At 39.0% G+C, this 14,823-nt stretch carries 13 protein-coding genes; 4 read left to right on the top strand and 9 right to left on the bottom strand.

Annotated features, from left to right (window positions below; all coding sequences use genetic code 11):
* Window positions 1–21: 21 nt before the first annotated feature.
* From Q5794_RS03215 to Q5794_RS03195, 5 genes are all read right to left on the bottom strand, one after another.
* The gene (locus Q5794_RS03215; protein ID WP_013081690.1) at window positions 22–591 is read right to left on the bottom strand and encodes a TetR/AcrR family transcriptional regulator; all 570 of its coding nucleotides are present in this window, start codon (window positions 589–591) and stop codon (window positions 22–24) included.
* 162 nt (window positions 592–753) lie between these two features.
* A complete protein-coding gene (gene hemY, locus Q5794_RS03210; RefSeq protein WP_214989052.1) occupies window positions 754–2,175 on the bottom strand; it encodes a protoporphyrinogen oxidase in 1,422 nt (473 codons plus the stop codon).
* A gap of 137 nt (window positions 2,176–2,312) precedes the next feature.
* Window positions 2,313–3,245 (bottom strand): ferrochelatase, encoded by a 933-nt coding sequence (hemH, locus tag Q5794_RS03205; RefSeq protein ID WP_268576088.1) that lies wholly within the window; start codon window positions 3,243–3,245, stop codon window positions 2,313–2,315.
* A gap of 97 nt (window positions 3,246–3,342) precedes the next feature.
* Window positions 3,343–4,386, bottom strand: a complete 1,044-nt coding sequence (hemE, locus tag Q5794_RS03200; RefSeq protein ID WP_013055329.1) for a uroporphyrinogen decarboxylase — start codon at window positions 4,384–4,386, stop codon at window positions 3,343–3,345.
* A 196-nt stretch (window positions 4,387–4,582) separates the two neighbouring features.
* Window positions 4,583–6,712: a transglycosylase domain-containing protein gene (locus Q5794_RS03195; protein WP_214989050.1), complete on the bottom strand. Its 2,130-nt coding sequence runs from the start codon at window positions 6,710–6,712 to the stop codon at window positions 4,583–4,585.
* A 185-nt stretch (window positions 6,713–6,897) separates the two neighbouring features.
* Between Q5794_RS03195 and Q5794_RS03190 the strand changes: the two genes are divergently transcribed.
* Together Q5794_RS03190 and Q5794_RS03185 are read left to right on the top strand one after the other, a co-directional pair.
* On the top strand, window positions 6,898–7,404 hold the full coding sequence (locus Q5794_RS03190; RefSeq protein WP_013055327.1) for an antibiotic biosynthesis monooxygenase: 507 nt from the start codon (window positions 6,898–6,900) through the stop codon (window positions 7,402–7,404).
* An 83-nt stretch (window positions 7,405–7,487) separates the two neighbouring features.
* Complete coding sequence (locus Q5794_RS03185; protein ID WP_214989049.1) at window positions 7,488–8,876, top strand: hypothetical protein; 1,389 nt, start codon at window positions 7,488–7,490, stop codon at window positions 8,874–8,876.
* On the opposite strand, the gene Q5794_RS03180 is transcribed toward Q5794_RS03185, so the two are convergent.
* Complete coding sequence (locus tag Q5794_RS03180) at window positions 8,845–9,087, bottom strand: hypothetical protein (protein ID WP_214989048.1); 243 nt, start codon at window positions 9,085–9,087, stop codon at window positions 8,845–8,847. The genes Q5794_RS03185 and Q5794_RS03180 overlap by 32 nt on opposite strands.
* A 138-nt stretch (window positions 9,088–9,225) precedes the next feature.
* Complete coding sequence (locus tag Q5794_RS03175) at window positions 9,226–9,891, bottom strand: phosphatase PAP2 family protein (protein ID WP_214989047.1); 666 nt, start codon at window positions 9,889–9,891, stop codon at window positions 9,226–9,228.
* Window positions 9,892–10,115: 224 nt separating this feature from the next.
* Between Q5794_RS03175 and Q5794_RS03170 the strand changes: the two genes are divergently transcribed.
* Window positions 10,116–11,324 (top strand): M20 family metallopeptidase, encoded by a 1,209-nt coding sequence (locus Q5794_RS03170; RefSeq protein WP_311592655.1) that lies wholly within the window; start codon window positions 10,116–10,118, stop codon window positions 11,322–11,324.
* 113 nt (window positions 11,325–11,437) lie between these two features.
* Window positions 11,438–12,157, top strand: a complete 720-nt coding sequence (locus Q5794_RS03165) for an EcsC family protein (RefSeq protein WP_013055323.1) — start codon at window positions 11,438–11,440, stop codon at window positions 12,155–12,157.
* A 36-nt stretch (window positions 12,158–12,193) separates the two neighbouring features.
* Here Q5794_RS03165 and Q5794_RS03160 read toward each other — a convergent pair whose 3' ends face one another.
* Both Q5794_RS03160 and Q5794_RS03155 read right to left on the bottom strand, forming a co-directional pair.
* Entirely contained in the window at window positions 12,194–13,399 is a 1,206-nt protein-coding gene (locus Q5794_RS03160; RefSeq protein WP_214989046.1) for an ABC transporter permease, read from the bottom strand.
* The gene (locus Q5794_RS03155) at window positions 13,392–14,135 is read right to left on the bottom strand and encodes an ABC transporter ATP-binding protein (protein WP_214989045.1); all 744 of its coding nucleotides are present in this window, start codon (window positions 14,133–14,135) and stop codon (window positions 13,392–13,394) included. The genes Q5794_RS03160 and Q5794_RS03155 overlap by 8 nt, the downstream gene beginning before the upstream one ends.
* Window positions 14,136–14,823: the final 688 nt, after the last annotated feature.

The raw sequence follows: 14,823 nt of genomic DNA, 5'->3' as shown, positions 1-14,823 counted from the left end.
TTTCTATAAAAAAAGCCCATCTCACTGAGACAGACCGCGTAAAAAGTATAGTTCAATTAATTCAGCAATTTTTTCTTCTGAAAGCGGCTCATGCCGTTTTTCCCAATCATAGACGAGTGCAATGTACATTTTAAATAGTAAAAAAGCTGTGAGCTCCGGGTTGCACGGTTTGATTTCTTTTTTAGAAATCGCAATTTCGATTTTGTTTTTTATATAAGTCAAAATCTCTTCTTCTACTCGCACCAGCACTTCTTGCACTGCTGTAGTGCCTAACTGCTGTTCCTGTACCAGCTTCAGCATGAGCTGATGCTCAGTGCGGAATTCTAAGATTCGAAAAATAGCTGCTTGGGCATTTTCAAAAAAAGGACGGTTGCTATCAATGACAGTTTCAGCTGCATCTGTCATTTCTCGAATCATTCGTGTAACAATTTCATCGAATAACTCTTCTTTGTTTTTAAAAAAAGTATAAATCGTTCCTTTTCCGACATTTGCAAGCTTCGCCACTTGCTCCATAGTCGTTGCTTTATACCCAAACAGCGCAAATGATTTTGACGCTGCATCAACAACTGATTGCTTTCGGTCTATAGCCACGTTATCCCCTTCTTTCTGACCAAATGAATATTTCAGTCAACAAGTACGGTTTTACTATAGCATAATTTTCTTTTGCTTTTCAACCACAATCTCTTCTCTTAGTATAACCTTTCTCTACAGGTAGTAGACAAAAAAGCGGAGCATTGATTCACCGCTCCACTTCTACAGTTGCTGCACATATTTAACCGCTTTTTTAGCCACATCTTCTCCTTGCTCTACACATTCTGGTATACCCAGACCTTCGTATGAGCTTCCCGCTACATAAAGACCGGCCAGCTCTTTTTCAAGCTGTTCGTTCATTGTATCTAGCATATTGTGATGTCCGACCGTATACTGAGGCATTGACTGCTTCCATCTCGTTACCGCGTAAAATTCAGGCTCAGCAGAAATTGTGATGAGCTTCTTCAAATCCTCCAGGACAATTTTGAAAATTTCATCGTCAGGCTGATCCACCACAGCTTCATCCCCGGTTCGTCCAACTAAACATCTCAGCAGCACTTTTCCTTCCGGAACCGCATGCGGCCACTTTTTATTTAGCCACGTGCACGCCGTAATCGTGTAATCGCTATTTCTTGAAACGGCGATGTTCATTGCATCTAGATTGTCTTGCAGCGCTTCTTGTGCAAAGGCTATCACAACAGTAGCTACTGAAGTGGAAGGCATATGCTTCAACGGTTCGAATATTTTATATTCCGAAAGCATAGACTGAGCAGCTGCATGAGGAGAAGTTACAATAACGCTGTCTGCTTTTATGACTTTCCCGCTATTTAACGATAATTCATATGTGGTATCTTCTTTATAAATTTTCTCTACTTTTATTCCTTTTGTAATAATATCAGGATCTATTGCTTTTTCTACCCCATCTACTAGCGATTGAAGACCTTCTTTTAATGTTAAAAAGACGCTATTTTTTTTAAACTCCGAATCATCACCGTGCTGTGGGTGAATTTCTTTTAGCTTTTTCATTCCAACAATTAAGCTTCTGTACTTATGTTCAGCATGCAAAAACTGTGGAAATGTTGATCTTAAACTCAAACGATCAACGTCTCCTGCGTAAATTCCTGATAATAGAGGTTCGATTAAATTTTCAACAACTTCATCACCAAACCGTCTTCTAAAAAATACGCCTAGCGAACGGTCATCCTGATTTTTTGTCTTCGGTATAAAAAAATCAGCTGCTGCGCGCAGCTTGCCAACAGGTGAAAATAACCCTGTTGTGATAAAAGGAGATAACTTGGTTGGTATCCCCATTACAGCACCATCAGGCAGCGCATGCGGTGTATCTTTTACTAGAATATAGGATTTTCCCTTTTCATTTCCGACTAGCTCCCTACCTAGCCCCACTTCTTTTGCCAGTTTTGTAGCAGCTAGCTTACGCGCTAAAAATGAATCCGGACCTTTTTCAAATAAATACCCGTCTCGTTTAACCGTTTGAATTTTTCCACCAAGCCGATGCGTCGCTTCTATTAGTTGAAGATCAATTGGCAGCTGATGATCCTTTATTTTTTTTTGCAAATAATAGGCAGCTGAAAGACCTGTTATTCCTCCACCGATGATGACAACCTTTTTTCGTCTATCCGTCATGTTATCATCGCCTTTTCTGTAAAATTCAATATAAAGAGAAGCGATTATGGAAATCCATAGCTCGCTTCTTACTTTTCTTTATATTGATTATAAGTTACTTTTCGTCCCTGTTCAACGTACAAAGAATCTATATTAACTCAACGGGCAATTCGTTTTAACACAACTGTAGCTAACCCATCGATAAATTCAGGCTGTGCATTGGGCATTTCAGGGCGGTAATAACCAGCCCCAATTTCATCCGTCACCACTTTACATTCATAGTCGTTATCATAAAGAACTTCTAAGTGGTCTGCGATAAATCCAACCGGAGTATAGACGAACGACGTATAGCCTTTTTCTTCATGCAATTCTCTTGTTAAATCTTGGACATCAGGACCTATCCATGGCTCAGGCGTATTTCCAGCACTTTGCCAGCCAATTTCGTAATGTTCAATACCAGCTGCTTGTGCAATTAAATCCGCTGTTTCTTGAAGCTGATTTGGATATGGATCTCCTGCTGCAATAATTTTTTCTGGCAAGCTATGCGCAGAAACAATCAACACGGCTTTTTGGCGTTTCTCTTCGTCTATTAAATCAAACGTTTGTTTAACACGTGTAGCCCAGTACTGAATGAACTTTGGCTCACTGTACCAGCTTTCTACTGAATGAATGATTGGTCCTCCTAATTTTTCAGCCGTTTCTTTGGCGCGCCCATTATAGGATTTTACGCTAAACGTTGAAAAGTGAGGTGCAAGCACAATGCTGACCGCTTCTTTAATTCCGTCTTTATGCATGGCTTCTACTGCATCTTCAACAAACGGTTCAATATGTTTTAAGCCAAGATACGCTTTAAATTCAATTTCATCCTGCACTTCATTCAAGCGCTTTTCCAGACTTTCCATTTGCTGTTGCGTAATTTTTGCAAGAGGTGAAATGCCTCCGATTGCTTCGTAGCGGTTTTGTAAATCTTCTAAGGCTTCCGGTGAAGGTTTACGTCCGCGGCGGATATGTGTATAGTAACGTTCAATATCTTCTTCTTTATATGGCGTTCCATATGCCATTACAAGTAATCCCATTACTTTTTTACTCATGTGTTCGACACCTCTTTGTTAGATTCAATACTTGTCTTCATTTTGCCATGAATAAAAAGAAAAATTCAAAGTTTAGCGCTCCAAATTATTTGACAATTTATTGTCTATTTGCAGAATATTCATGAATAAAGGTTGTTAAACGCTTCAGCGTTTCCGGCTGAACCTGTGGAAAAACGCCGTGCCCCAAGTTAAAGATGTAACCAGGACTGGCCATCCCTTTATCTAATATTTCTGTTACACGTTCTTCAATAACTTCCCATGGAGCTAACAAAATAGCAGGATCTAAGTTTCCTTGCAGTGTTTTTGTTAAGCCTAATGCACGTGCTTCATCCAGCTGCGTTCGCCAATCTAATCCCACTACATCCAGTGGCAGATCATGCCATTCTTTTGCCAAATGACTTGCCCCTACTCCAAACATAATGAGCGGTACATTTTTTTCACGTAAAGAGGTGAAAATTCGCTCCATAACAGGTTTTATAAAGTAACGATAATCCGCTACATTTAAAGCACCTACCCATGAATCAAAGATTTGAATGGCTTTTGCCCCAGCGTCAATTTGCGCTTTTACATATGTAATCGTCATATCTGCTAACTTATCCATTAGTGCAAACCATGCTTTAGGTTCCGTATACATAAATGCTTTTGTTTTATTGTAATTTTTTGAAGGTCCTCCTTCAATCATATAGCTTGCCACTGTAAAAGGAGCACCCGCAAAGCCAATTAGAGGTACGTTTAACTGTTCTGTTGTTAACAGCTTAATCGTATCTAATACATACGGAACATCTTCTTCCGGCGTAATTTCTCCTAGTTTTTCTACATCGCTTAAAGATTGAATTGGATTAGAAATTACGGGACCAATTCCTGACTTGATTTCAACATCCACTCCAATTGAAGGAAGCGGTGACATTATATCTTTATATAAAATAGCTGCATCCACTCCGTACTGTTCAACGGGCAGGCGTGTTACGTATGCCCCAAGCTCCGGCTGATGAGTGATTTCAAATAAAGAGTACTTCTCTTTTAGCTTTCGGTATTCCGGCTGTGAACGCCCTGCTTGGCGCATATACCAAACCGGAACATGATCTGTTTTTTCCCCTCTACAGGCTTTTAAAAAAGTATCGTTAAACGTTCCTTGACTCATAATTTCCACCTTTCTCGATTGTCTTCCATCCGTATTTTCTTCGATTAGACAGACAATAATCAGCAAAGGAACATACCGGTTCCTCTACTGATTAAAGTTTCACGTTATATTCTCTACTTGTCACTATACCCATTTCTTTGCGACTTGTATAGCCACCTGCTAAAAATGTCAAAAATTCGCCCTACTCTTCCTTTTTTTATTGAAAAAGAGCAGGTGTTACTTCGTTGGATTTTTTTCCTTTTTGTTTTGTTTGGGAATTGTAAGGAACTACATAATAAGTAGGACTGTCGAGCAGATTCACACGCTCTTTTTCAAATGCTCCTTTTCCCTTCACTTTTCCAATTACTTCGGCTTTATCTCCTTTTTTCTCATAAACATAATAAACAGCTCTTTTATCAGGTGAAGGTGTCCACGATAAATTTACCGTTAACAAACCAAATGGATGAAATGTTAATTCTTGTTTTAAGTCTTTAACTTGCTCTAAGCGTATTGGTTTTGGCAAATCTTTAACGCCTGCTGGCTTTTGAAATGCAGCTTCGTCGTAACCAGCTCTTGTGAGAATGTCTTTAAATAATAGAGTCGGATAAGAACTTCCTTTTGTTAAATAATGCTGGTCATTTGTAGAATCATATCCCATCCACACGCTTCCTACAACGTCTGGCGTATATCCAACGAACCAAGCATCCCTTGTGGCTCCTTTAACATTCGTATACGAAGTAGACCCTGTTTTTCCTGCTAACTCTCCTTTAAACTCTCCATTTTTTGCCGTTCCTTCTTTAACAACTCCTTGAAGCATCTTTGTCATATACCAAGCCGTTTGTTTTGAAAATGCTTTTTGAGTGTCGGGAACAGCTTTTGCAATTACTTTTCCGTCTTGATCTTTTATTTCTTGAATAAAGTACGGTTGGATGTTTTCTCCATTTTCAGCAAATACCCGGTACGCTCCTGCTAATTGAAGCGGTGTAATTCCTTCCTTTAATCCTCCAAGAGCAATCGCAAGCCCTTTATCTTCTAAAGGAATTCCTAGCTTTGTGAGATACTGCTTACTTGTTTCAACTCCTAGCTGATTCAATGTCCAGACAGCAGCTGCGTTTTTAGAATCTTTTAGGGCATCGTACATCGTTACCTTTTTAGCATATTGGCCGTCTACATTTTTAGGTGTGTATCCCCCGTAGCTTCTAAGCTTGTCTTGCAGCAAGGAATAAGGCTTGAATTGACCTTCTTCTAACGCAGGGCCATATACTGCAATAGGTTTCATCGTAGAACCTGGCTGTCTTTTGACATTTACGCGATTGAGCGATTTTTGTACATAATCTCGTCCTCCCATAACAGATAAAACTCCTCCGCTTTTGTTATCTACTAATACAAAAGCACCTTGGGCACTGTTATCTGTACCTGGAAAATAACGATTTTCTTTCATCAGCTCGTAGGCGGCTTCTTGTACTTTTGTACTCATAGGTACTTTGACCGTATAACCGCCGCGCAGAAGCTCATTGCTAGAAATGCTGTATTTCTTCTCTGCTTCTTGAATAACCATATCGATATAGGTTAAATACGCTGGGTTTTTAGCCTGTTCCTTTACGTTCAACCCCAGCGTTCTTCCTTGCAAACGGACATTTTTTTCAGCTGATAAATAACCTGCTTTTTGCATGGCATTTAAGACAACATTTCTACGTTCTATACTTTTTTCTGGATGTAAAATAGGAGAATAAGAATTCGGTGCTTTTGGCAGTGCAGCGAGCAGTGCACCTTCTTCTACCGTTAATTCGGAGACATCTTTATTGAAGTAAAGCTTGGATGCAGCTTGGATTCCATAGGCTCCGTGTCCAAAGTATATTTGGTTCAAATACATTTCAAGCAGTTTTTGCTTACTGTAACGCTGCTCCAAGTTAATGGCCACCACTACTTCTTTTGTTTTTCTAAGCAGCGTTTTATCATTAGATAAAAACACATTTTTAGCCAGCTGCTGTGTTAAAGTACTTCCTCCTTCAACACTTCCTCCAGCCAATATATCTCGGTATAATGCTCGACCAATAGATTTAAAATCGATTCCGTGGTGTTCATAAAAACGAACGTCTTCAATTGAAATAAATGCTTGTTGCACATGCTTTGGAATCTTATCAATTGAAACCAAGTCCCGATTTTTCACATAGAGCTTTGTTAATTCGTCTCCATTTTCGTCCACTAACCTCGTAGCCGAGTCCATGACGATCTTTTTCTCATCAATTACATAGTTTCCAAGAAACAAGATGATAATATATCCAATCAATCCTAATAGAAAAATTCCAACTAAGGCAGCAATTGCGTATAAGCCTTTTTTGTACATCGTGCCACCCCTTTTCTTTCGCTAAACTTTTGATAATATGGAAAACAACTTCATCAATGTTTTACTTTACCATCTTCATTAGAAGTTCACAATTTTTGAATTTTTGTGTGTAAAAATTTATAATTTTAGTATGATTTACAATTGTAAATTGTATGCAATTCCCAATTAGAAAGGAAGTATAATCCATGAAGATCTTTATTACTTACGGAACAGGCCCTTACCTTCAGAAGTTGATCGACGAACATCCCAGTGAACGTTTGTTACTGCTTCACAAAGATGACGATCAATTTGCACTAGTTCACGAAACAGATGGAGATACAATTTTTAAAGAAGGACATGCTTATGAAGTATTAGATGCTTCTGGGGATCTTGCAGATAGCGGATTTGCTGTACTAAATAATATTTCAGTTACAGATGAAGGCCGTCCTTTGTTTGAACAGCGATTTAGCCAACGAGCTCGTTTAATTGAAAATGAAGCAGGCTTCTCAGCTATTCGTGTGCTTCGTCCACTGCAAAATGACACATACATTATCTTTACAGGGTGGAAAGATGAAAGTTCATTTAGCGATTGGCAGTCTTCAAAAGCCTATAATGAAGCACACAAAAAACGCGGTACGTCAGAAGGCGTGGATCAGCAGCCGTCGATTTTCTCTCGCCCTTCTTATGTGACCTCATACCACGTAGTTAAATAAGTAAACATCCTCCTAGTAGGCGAGTATCACAATAGGCATAAACGTCATATTGTATACTACATCACCTATTGGGAGGAATTTTTATGGGCATAGAGCTTGGAGCTCTTCATTGGATGTATGTCCTTTTTATCGCCTTCATTATCGGCTTTATGATTATGCGGCGAGATACGAGTATCCTTTGTATACTCGGGATTTTTTTGCTTTCCTTAACGGCTACCTCTTCGTTAAGCCACTCCGTCAGCGCTGTTTTTTCCAGCTTCATTTATGCCATTACAGAACTGCTTCCTACCATTTTAATTATTTCAATTATTGTATCTATGAGTAAAGTCTTAATGGCTACAGGAATAAATGAATCGATGATTTCACCTTTTGCTCGCCTCATTAAAACGCCTGCTCTTGCCTATTGGGTTATTGGATTAGTTATGATGACCATCTCCTATTTTTTCTGGCCTTCTCCAGCCGTTGCTTTACTTGGAGCCGTGCTTTTACCAGTGGCCATCCGCGTAGGGCTTCCAGCTATAGGCGTAGCTGTAGCGATGAATTTGTTCGGCCACGGCGTTGCGCTTTCAGGAGACTTTGTTATTCAAGCTGCTCCTAAGATAACAGCTGACGCAGCAGGTCTTCCAGTTCACGAGGTGGTTCAAGCAAGTGTCCCTCTGGTCATTGTGATGGGAGTTGTGACGACACTCTCTGCTTTTTACTTTTTAAAACAAGATATGAAGCACAATAGAATTCACGCTCAACCGACAATTTTAACAAGCAGTTCTTCTGTCCAATCCACCCCTCTTTCTTCTTCAGTACGCCGGGCTTTAGCCATTATAGTTCCCCTTCTCTTTGCTATAGACGTATGGGCAATGTTCGCGCTTCATTTACAGGGAGGAGATGCGACTGCTCTCGTTGGCGGCACAGCCCTATTTATTTTAGTGGTGGTTTCACTTATTGCTCACAAAGGAAAAGGCCTCGAACAAACAACTTCCTACTTGATTGAAGGCTTGCAGTTTGGTTTTAAAGTATTCGGTCCCGTTATTCCCATTGCAGCTTTTTTCTATTTAGGAGATGCTGGATTCACAACAATCATTGGTGACTTTCTTCCGAAAGGATCACATGGACTTGTAAATGATCTAGGCGTTGCGCTTGCTTCCACTGTGCCTTTAACCGCACAGGTCGCTACTGTAACGATAACTGCGCTAGGAGCTATTACCGGATTAGATGGTTCAGGCTTTTCAGGCATTTCGCTTGTAGGCTCTGTCTCTCATTTATTTGCATCTGCTTTAGGATCGGGAGCTGCCACCCTAACTGCTTTAGGGCAAATTGCTGCGATTTGGGTTGGGGGAGGCACGTTGATTCCATGGGCATTGATTCCAGCTGCTGCGATTTGCGGAGTCAGTCCGTTTGAACTCGCCAGACGTAATTTAAAACCTGTAGCGATTGGATTAGTCGTTACAACAATTGTCGCGATGTTCTTAGTTTAAACAAAAGAGGCTGGGACATAACGAAATGAATTCCATCCAAAGACGAACAATCTGGATATATAATATGGACAGCTTGCTCGACCGCAGTTGATTTCCGTTCAAGGCTTCGCTTTCCGCGGGCGGCCGGTGAGTCTCCTCGTCGCTTACGCTCCTGCGGGGTCTCACCTGTTCCGCTTTTTCCGCAGGAGTCTTCGCCTTGCCCTCCAATCAACTGCTAGAATCAACGAAACAGATAAAACCTATGTTCACTGTAACAAAAAAAACGAACCACTAATCGAACAGTTTGATCAGTGGTTCGTTTTTCACTTCGGCTATACTATTTTTTCCAGACTCCATATGTATATATTTTTTACATGCCTTTTGGAAACTCTTTTTCCGCTGAAGGCTTTACATACGCATAAACAAGCGTATAGAAGAAAATGCCTACAATAAGCCACATAAGCCCTAAGCTGTAGCCAGCTAAGACATCTGTTAAAAAATGTTCTCTTAATAGAATACGGCTCACACCTATTAATAAAACGATCAAAGTAGTTGCAAGCTGATACCACTTGGCTACCTTTTGACTGTTCATATGCTTTGTGAGAAAAAAGATAATCAGACCGTAGATAAGAATTCCCATCATCGCATGGCCGCTTGGAAAACTGTAGCCTTCGATGCCTTCAAGAGGACGTCCTCGTTCTACCGCATCCTTAATTGCTTTATTAATAATATCACCGCTTAAAATAAGTAAAAATGCCGATATCATACCAATATAGTCCTTTTTAAAAAATAAAAAAACAATAAGTACAGCTAAAAGAACCATAATCATTACTTTTGAAGCTAAAAAAGACAAGCCATGAAAAATAGATGATGCTGACTGAAGAATAGTGCTACCATCTATAGATGAAACAAGCCAGTGGTCTCCTTGAAAAGAATCTGTCAACACAACAAACAACACTCCTAAAAAAACGAGCCCCGCAACCCCGAACATCCACATTAATTTTTTGTACAGGGATACAGTCTGTGAATCCACCATATCGTTACCTCCTATTATCTCATGAGAAAATTGGTAAAAAACTCATTCTTTATCCCTATTCCTCATCTTATGTATCTATTATGTATATAAAATATTTCATGATTCAATTACTTTTTTCAATAACAACGCTTACATTCTTTTCTTTTTTATAGATAATGATATAATGATTAAAATGTCAAAAAATTCAAAACTTTATTCAACTTATACAGAAAGGGTATGGTTATGTGAATTCCAAGCTACATACTTTACTTGAAGAAAAATTTGATGAAATGGTTCAAATCCGCCGATATCTGCATCAGTATCCAGAACCGTCTTTTAAAGAATTTCAAACCGCTGCCTACATTCGATCTTTTTATGACAAAATCGGTATTTCTTACCGAGCAAATGTAGGAGGAAACGGCATTGTAGCAAGCATTCAAGGAGGAAAACCTGGTCCTACTGTAGCTTTGAGAGCCGACTTTGATGCCCTTCCTATTCAAGATGAAAAAGATGTACTATATCAATCCACTGTTCCGGGTGTGATGCATGCATGTGGCCACGATGGTCATACCGCTACTCTTTTAGTCCTTGCTAAAGCGCTTTTTGAAATAAGAGATTCTCTCCCTGGTAAAATCGTCTTCATTCATCAGCACGCCGAAGAGTACGCTCCGGGAGGCGCCAAGTCCATGATTGAAGACGGATGCTTAGACGGTGTAGACGCGATATTCGGAACGCATTTATGGTCATTAACTCCAACTGGTGTGGTTCAATATCGAACGGGCCCTATTATGGCTGCTGCTGATCGCTTTGAAATTACGATCAAAGGAGCAGGCGGCCACGGTGCACAGCCTCACAAAACAAAAGATTCAATCGTCATCGCCTCTCAGCTTGTTGTTAATTTACAGCAAATTGTAAGCAGACGTGTAAACCCAATTGATTCAGCGGTTGTGAGCATAGGTTCTTTTGTAGCGGAAAATGCATTTAATATTATTGCTGATTCTGCTCGACTAATTGGCACGGTAAGAACATTTAATGAAGATGTACGAAATGATGTCGAAAAAGAAATCGAACGAATTGTCCAAGGTACATGTTTAACAGCTGACGCTTCTTATGAACTTAGTTATACGCGCGGCTATCCTTCCGTCGTAAACCACCCGGAAGAAACAGCCTTTCTTGCCTCTGCTGCTTCTCAAATCGATGAAGTTCATACAGTCGAAGAAACGGAGCCTCACATGACTGGGGAAGATTTCTCTTATTATTTGCAGCATATTAAAGGAACGTTCTTTTTTACAGGAGCTCAGCCAGAAGGTGTAGATGCTCCGTATCCTCATCATCATCCTAAATTTGATTTTAACGAAAAAGCAATGCTTATCGCAGCTAAAACGCTGGGTACGGCTGCTGTTGAGTATTTAAGAGAACAAGCTCCTTCTAAAAACGTAATAAAAGCGAATTAATCATTCAGCAAGCATTCGTACGGATAAGCAGACGAGTGCTTGTTGTTTTATTTTAGGAACCTTTTTCTCACTTAGAACGTAGTATTTATATCGACTGAAATGAGGTGATTTTTTTGAATACGTATGAAGAAAAAGTGTTACAAGAAGCTGAACATTGGAAATTCAGCATGTTGAAACGACCTTCTAAATTTCAACGGACCGCAAAATCTTTACAGCTTAAAATAAATGAAAAAATCCCTGCTAAAGTCCATAAGATTATGACTGAAAGCATAAAAAAAATGGTTGAAACCACACTTGTTGGGTCCGATTTCACCACTAAAAAAAGAGATGTTAGCGGTCTTTCGTTTGAAGAAAAAGAGAAAAGAATTTTGGAACTCATACCTAAGTACAAAAAAACAGCTGCTGTAGAAGGAGCTGGTACTGGTGCAGGCGGTATCCTTTTAGGTGCAGCAGATTTCCCGCTTCTTCTTTCCATAAAAATGAAGTGCTTATTTGACATTGCCGCTACGTATGGTTTTGATGTAAAAGAAAAAGAAGAACGCATTTATATGCTGTATATTTTTCATCTTGCCTTTTGCAGCGACGACCATAGAACGAAGCTGCTCGAAGTAGTAGAAAACTGGGAAGAAAAGAAAGAGGAACTTCTTGAGCTTGATTGGAAAGCTTTTCAACAAGAATACCGCGATTACATTGATGTCGTGAAAATGTTTCAGCTTATGCCGGGAATTGGAGCTGTTATAGGTGCATATGCTAATTATCAGCTTCTTGACCATCTCACAAAAGTAGCAATGAACGTCTATCGCTTCCGTATATTATCTTCGTCTCCAAAGTAGTCTAAAAACGTAAAAAAGCTCCATTCGGAGCTTTTTTTACGTTAATTTTTTATTTACATATGCATTTACAAATAAGTGAATAAATATAGCACCCGCTGCCACGGAAAGCAGTGCAGCAACTATATTAGAAAAAGCCACCACTATGGCGAGCACAAGAATTTGTACATACAGCGCTTTTTTCCATACGTCCAAAAATGCCTTTTTCCGTTCTTTAGCTTCAACCGGATAAAGAGAAAGCCATAAAATCTGTTGGTGCTGCTTCCAAAGCGGGAGTAATTGAAAACCCGTCATGTATACAACAAATAAAACAACCACTATATTGCCGTATTGAAACGGCGCAGCTACAATTAAAAATCCGCCAATGACAGTTAAGCGAACGAGCAAACTTAAATAATCTCCTGATCGCAAAAATGTTCTGGTGTACAAGTAATGGTAAGTGGCACTTTGACGAAATGGAATACGTGCTAATAGCCAATCTAAATATCTACGGCGTTTGATTCGCTCTTTTACCTGAGGAACGTCTGTAAATAAATTAGCTAATCGATAAAAATAGCCTATGCGCTTTTCTTCTAAGTCAATTAGCTTTTCCCATTTAATCGGCTTCCTTTTTGTAAGTGAGCGATAATAAATAGCTAGCGCAATCATAATCACCGCTACGACTCCTGTAAAGAATACGTATGCATGCGAAAATAAGAAGTACGTAAAAACCGCGTTCAAGAAAAACCTGACGATATAATCTGTCCATTTCGCCCACTTTTCTTCAAACCATACGGCCCACCAAGACATGCCTAAGTTTACAACTTTCAAGATGAGTAATAGCAGAAAAAACACAAAAACGTTTGAGTAAGAATCATGCATTACCTTTACGTGAAGAGGTGCTGCTGCACCAGTTGCAAATAATAAAATATAAAGCTGAATCGTAAAGGTAAACCAAAAAGATTTTTTAAAATAAGGCTGCAGCTTCGTCTCCAAAGGAAGTAAAAAGACTAAATCAGGTCGTTTTAAAAACGTTTGAATTTGACCCATGGTTAAAATCAATCCCATAAGTATCGCAATTACTACAGCCGAAGGAAACGCAGGTGTTAATGTACTCAACCACTGTTGATAATAGTAGGCCAAACCGCCAATCGCAAAAATTAACACTAATTTAATGTGGTCATTTAAGATATATTTTGTATATCTTCTTACATCCACTAAATACTGCTGAAACCGTTGCTTCCATAATGCATCAATCTTACTCATAGCCTTCTTCCTTTGTTAATTCAATATAAATTTCATCAAGAGTAGCATTGCGCATCTGAAATTCTTCTTGAAGGTCTTTAAGCGTTCCTTGCGCTCTTACTTCTCCGTTATGTAAAATAACAAATTTATCGCAGTAGCGTTCCGCAGTCGCCAGAATGTGTGTGGACATTAAAATGCCTGCACCTTGCTTTTTCATATCCGTCATCAAATCAAGTAAAGATTGTATACCAAGCGGATCTAAACCTAAAAAAGGTTCATCAATAATATAAAGAGACGGCTGAACCAAAAAAGCGCACATAATCATAACCTTCTGCTTCATTCCTTTTGAAAAATGCGCAGGGAACCATTTTAACTTCCGATCTAAACGAAATTCTTTTAAAAGCGGCTGCAGACGGGCTTCATATGTTTGAGGCTCAAGTCCATAAGCCATAGCTGTCATATCTAAATGTTCTTTTAATGTTAATTCATCGTATAGCACAGGAGTTTCTGGAATAAACGTAAACTGACTTCGATAACCTGTTGGGTCTTGTTGAAAGGTTTTATTATTAATGGATACACTTCCTTTTTTTGCTTCCATTAGCCCAATGATATGTTTAATCGTTGTACTTTTGCCGGCTCCGTTTAACCCGATTAACCCAACTAATTCACCTGCATTTACATCAAACGATACATCTTTTAAGACGGGAGTTTTTGTATATCCCCCTATAATATTGTTAATTTGCAATAAAGAACCCATCACGATCTCCTTTTATTTGTTCTTTTTTGTCCCCAAGCGCAAGCGCTATTTGCTCTATTGTACCAAATCTTTTTCTTCCTCACATCGTTTTCATTTTTTTCGGTTAATTTTTCCAGAATATAATCGAAATATCGGGACATTCTATATAGGGAAGAAGGAAAACGAGTTATTGATTACAACTAATCATTACAAAGCTTCTTACATTTGGGATGAGGTGTCTACAGCAGGCATATTTCAGAAAACCTTATTGTAAATCGATGTATGTTTGATTCATAAGGGGATGGTAGTCATGAACGTAGTAAGAATCTATATAATGGGTAGACAATAATGTTCATTTATTACTGTGTAAATGAGGTGTTTGTCAAAGACCAAGAACGATTTCGTTCACATTGTATATTTTTTAGCTCAATGCTTAAATGAGGTGTTTGTTAAAGAGAATATACTTTTTCAAGTTACTGTTTCATTAGGCAATGCAATTACGTAAATGAGGTGTTCCTTAAAGATCATATGCTGCATTAAAAGCTATTTTTTCCTTCTTCACATGACGGGATGCATAATCGTTTGCATCCCGTTTTTGTGTATAAAATGCCAGTAGCTATTTCTTGCCTGCTGATTGCATTTCTACTTTGTGGTAAAATAAACGTACATGTATACCCATACATTTATATTGGTAACGGAAGGTGAATAT

Source organism: Priestia megaterium, assembly GCF_041941685.1.
GTDB classification, from domain to species: Bacteria; Bacillota; Bacilli; order Bacillales; family Bacillaceae_H; genus Priestia; species Priestia megaterium_C.
The sequence above is the reverse complement of the archived record's forward strand: the minus strand, read 5'-3'. Positions and strand labels throughout refer to the sequence as shown.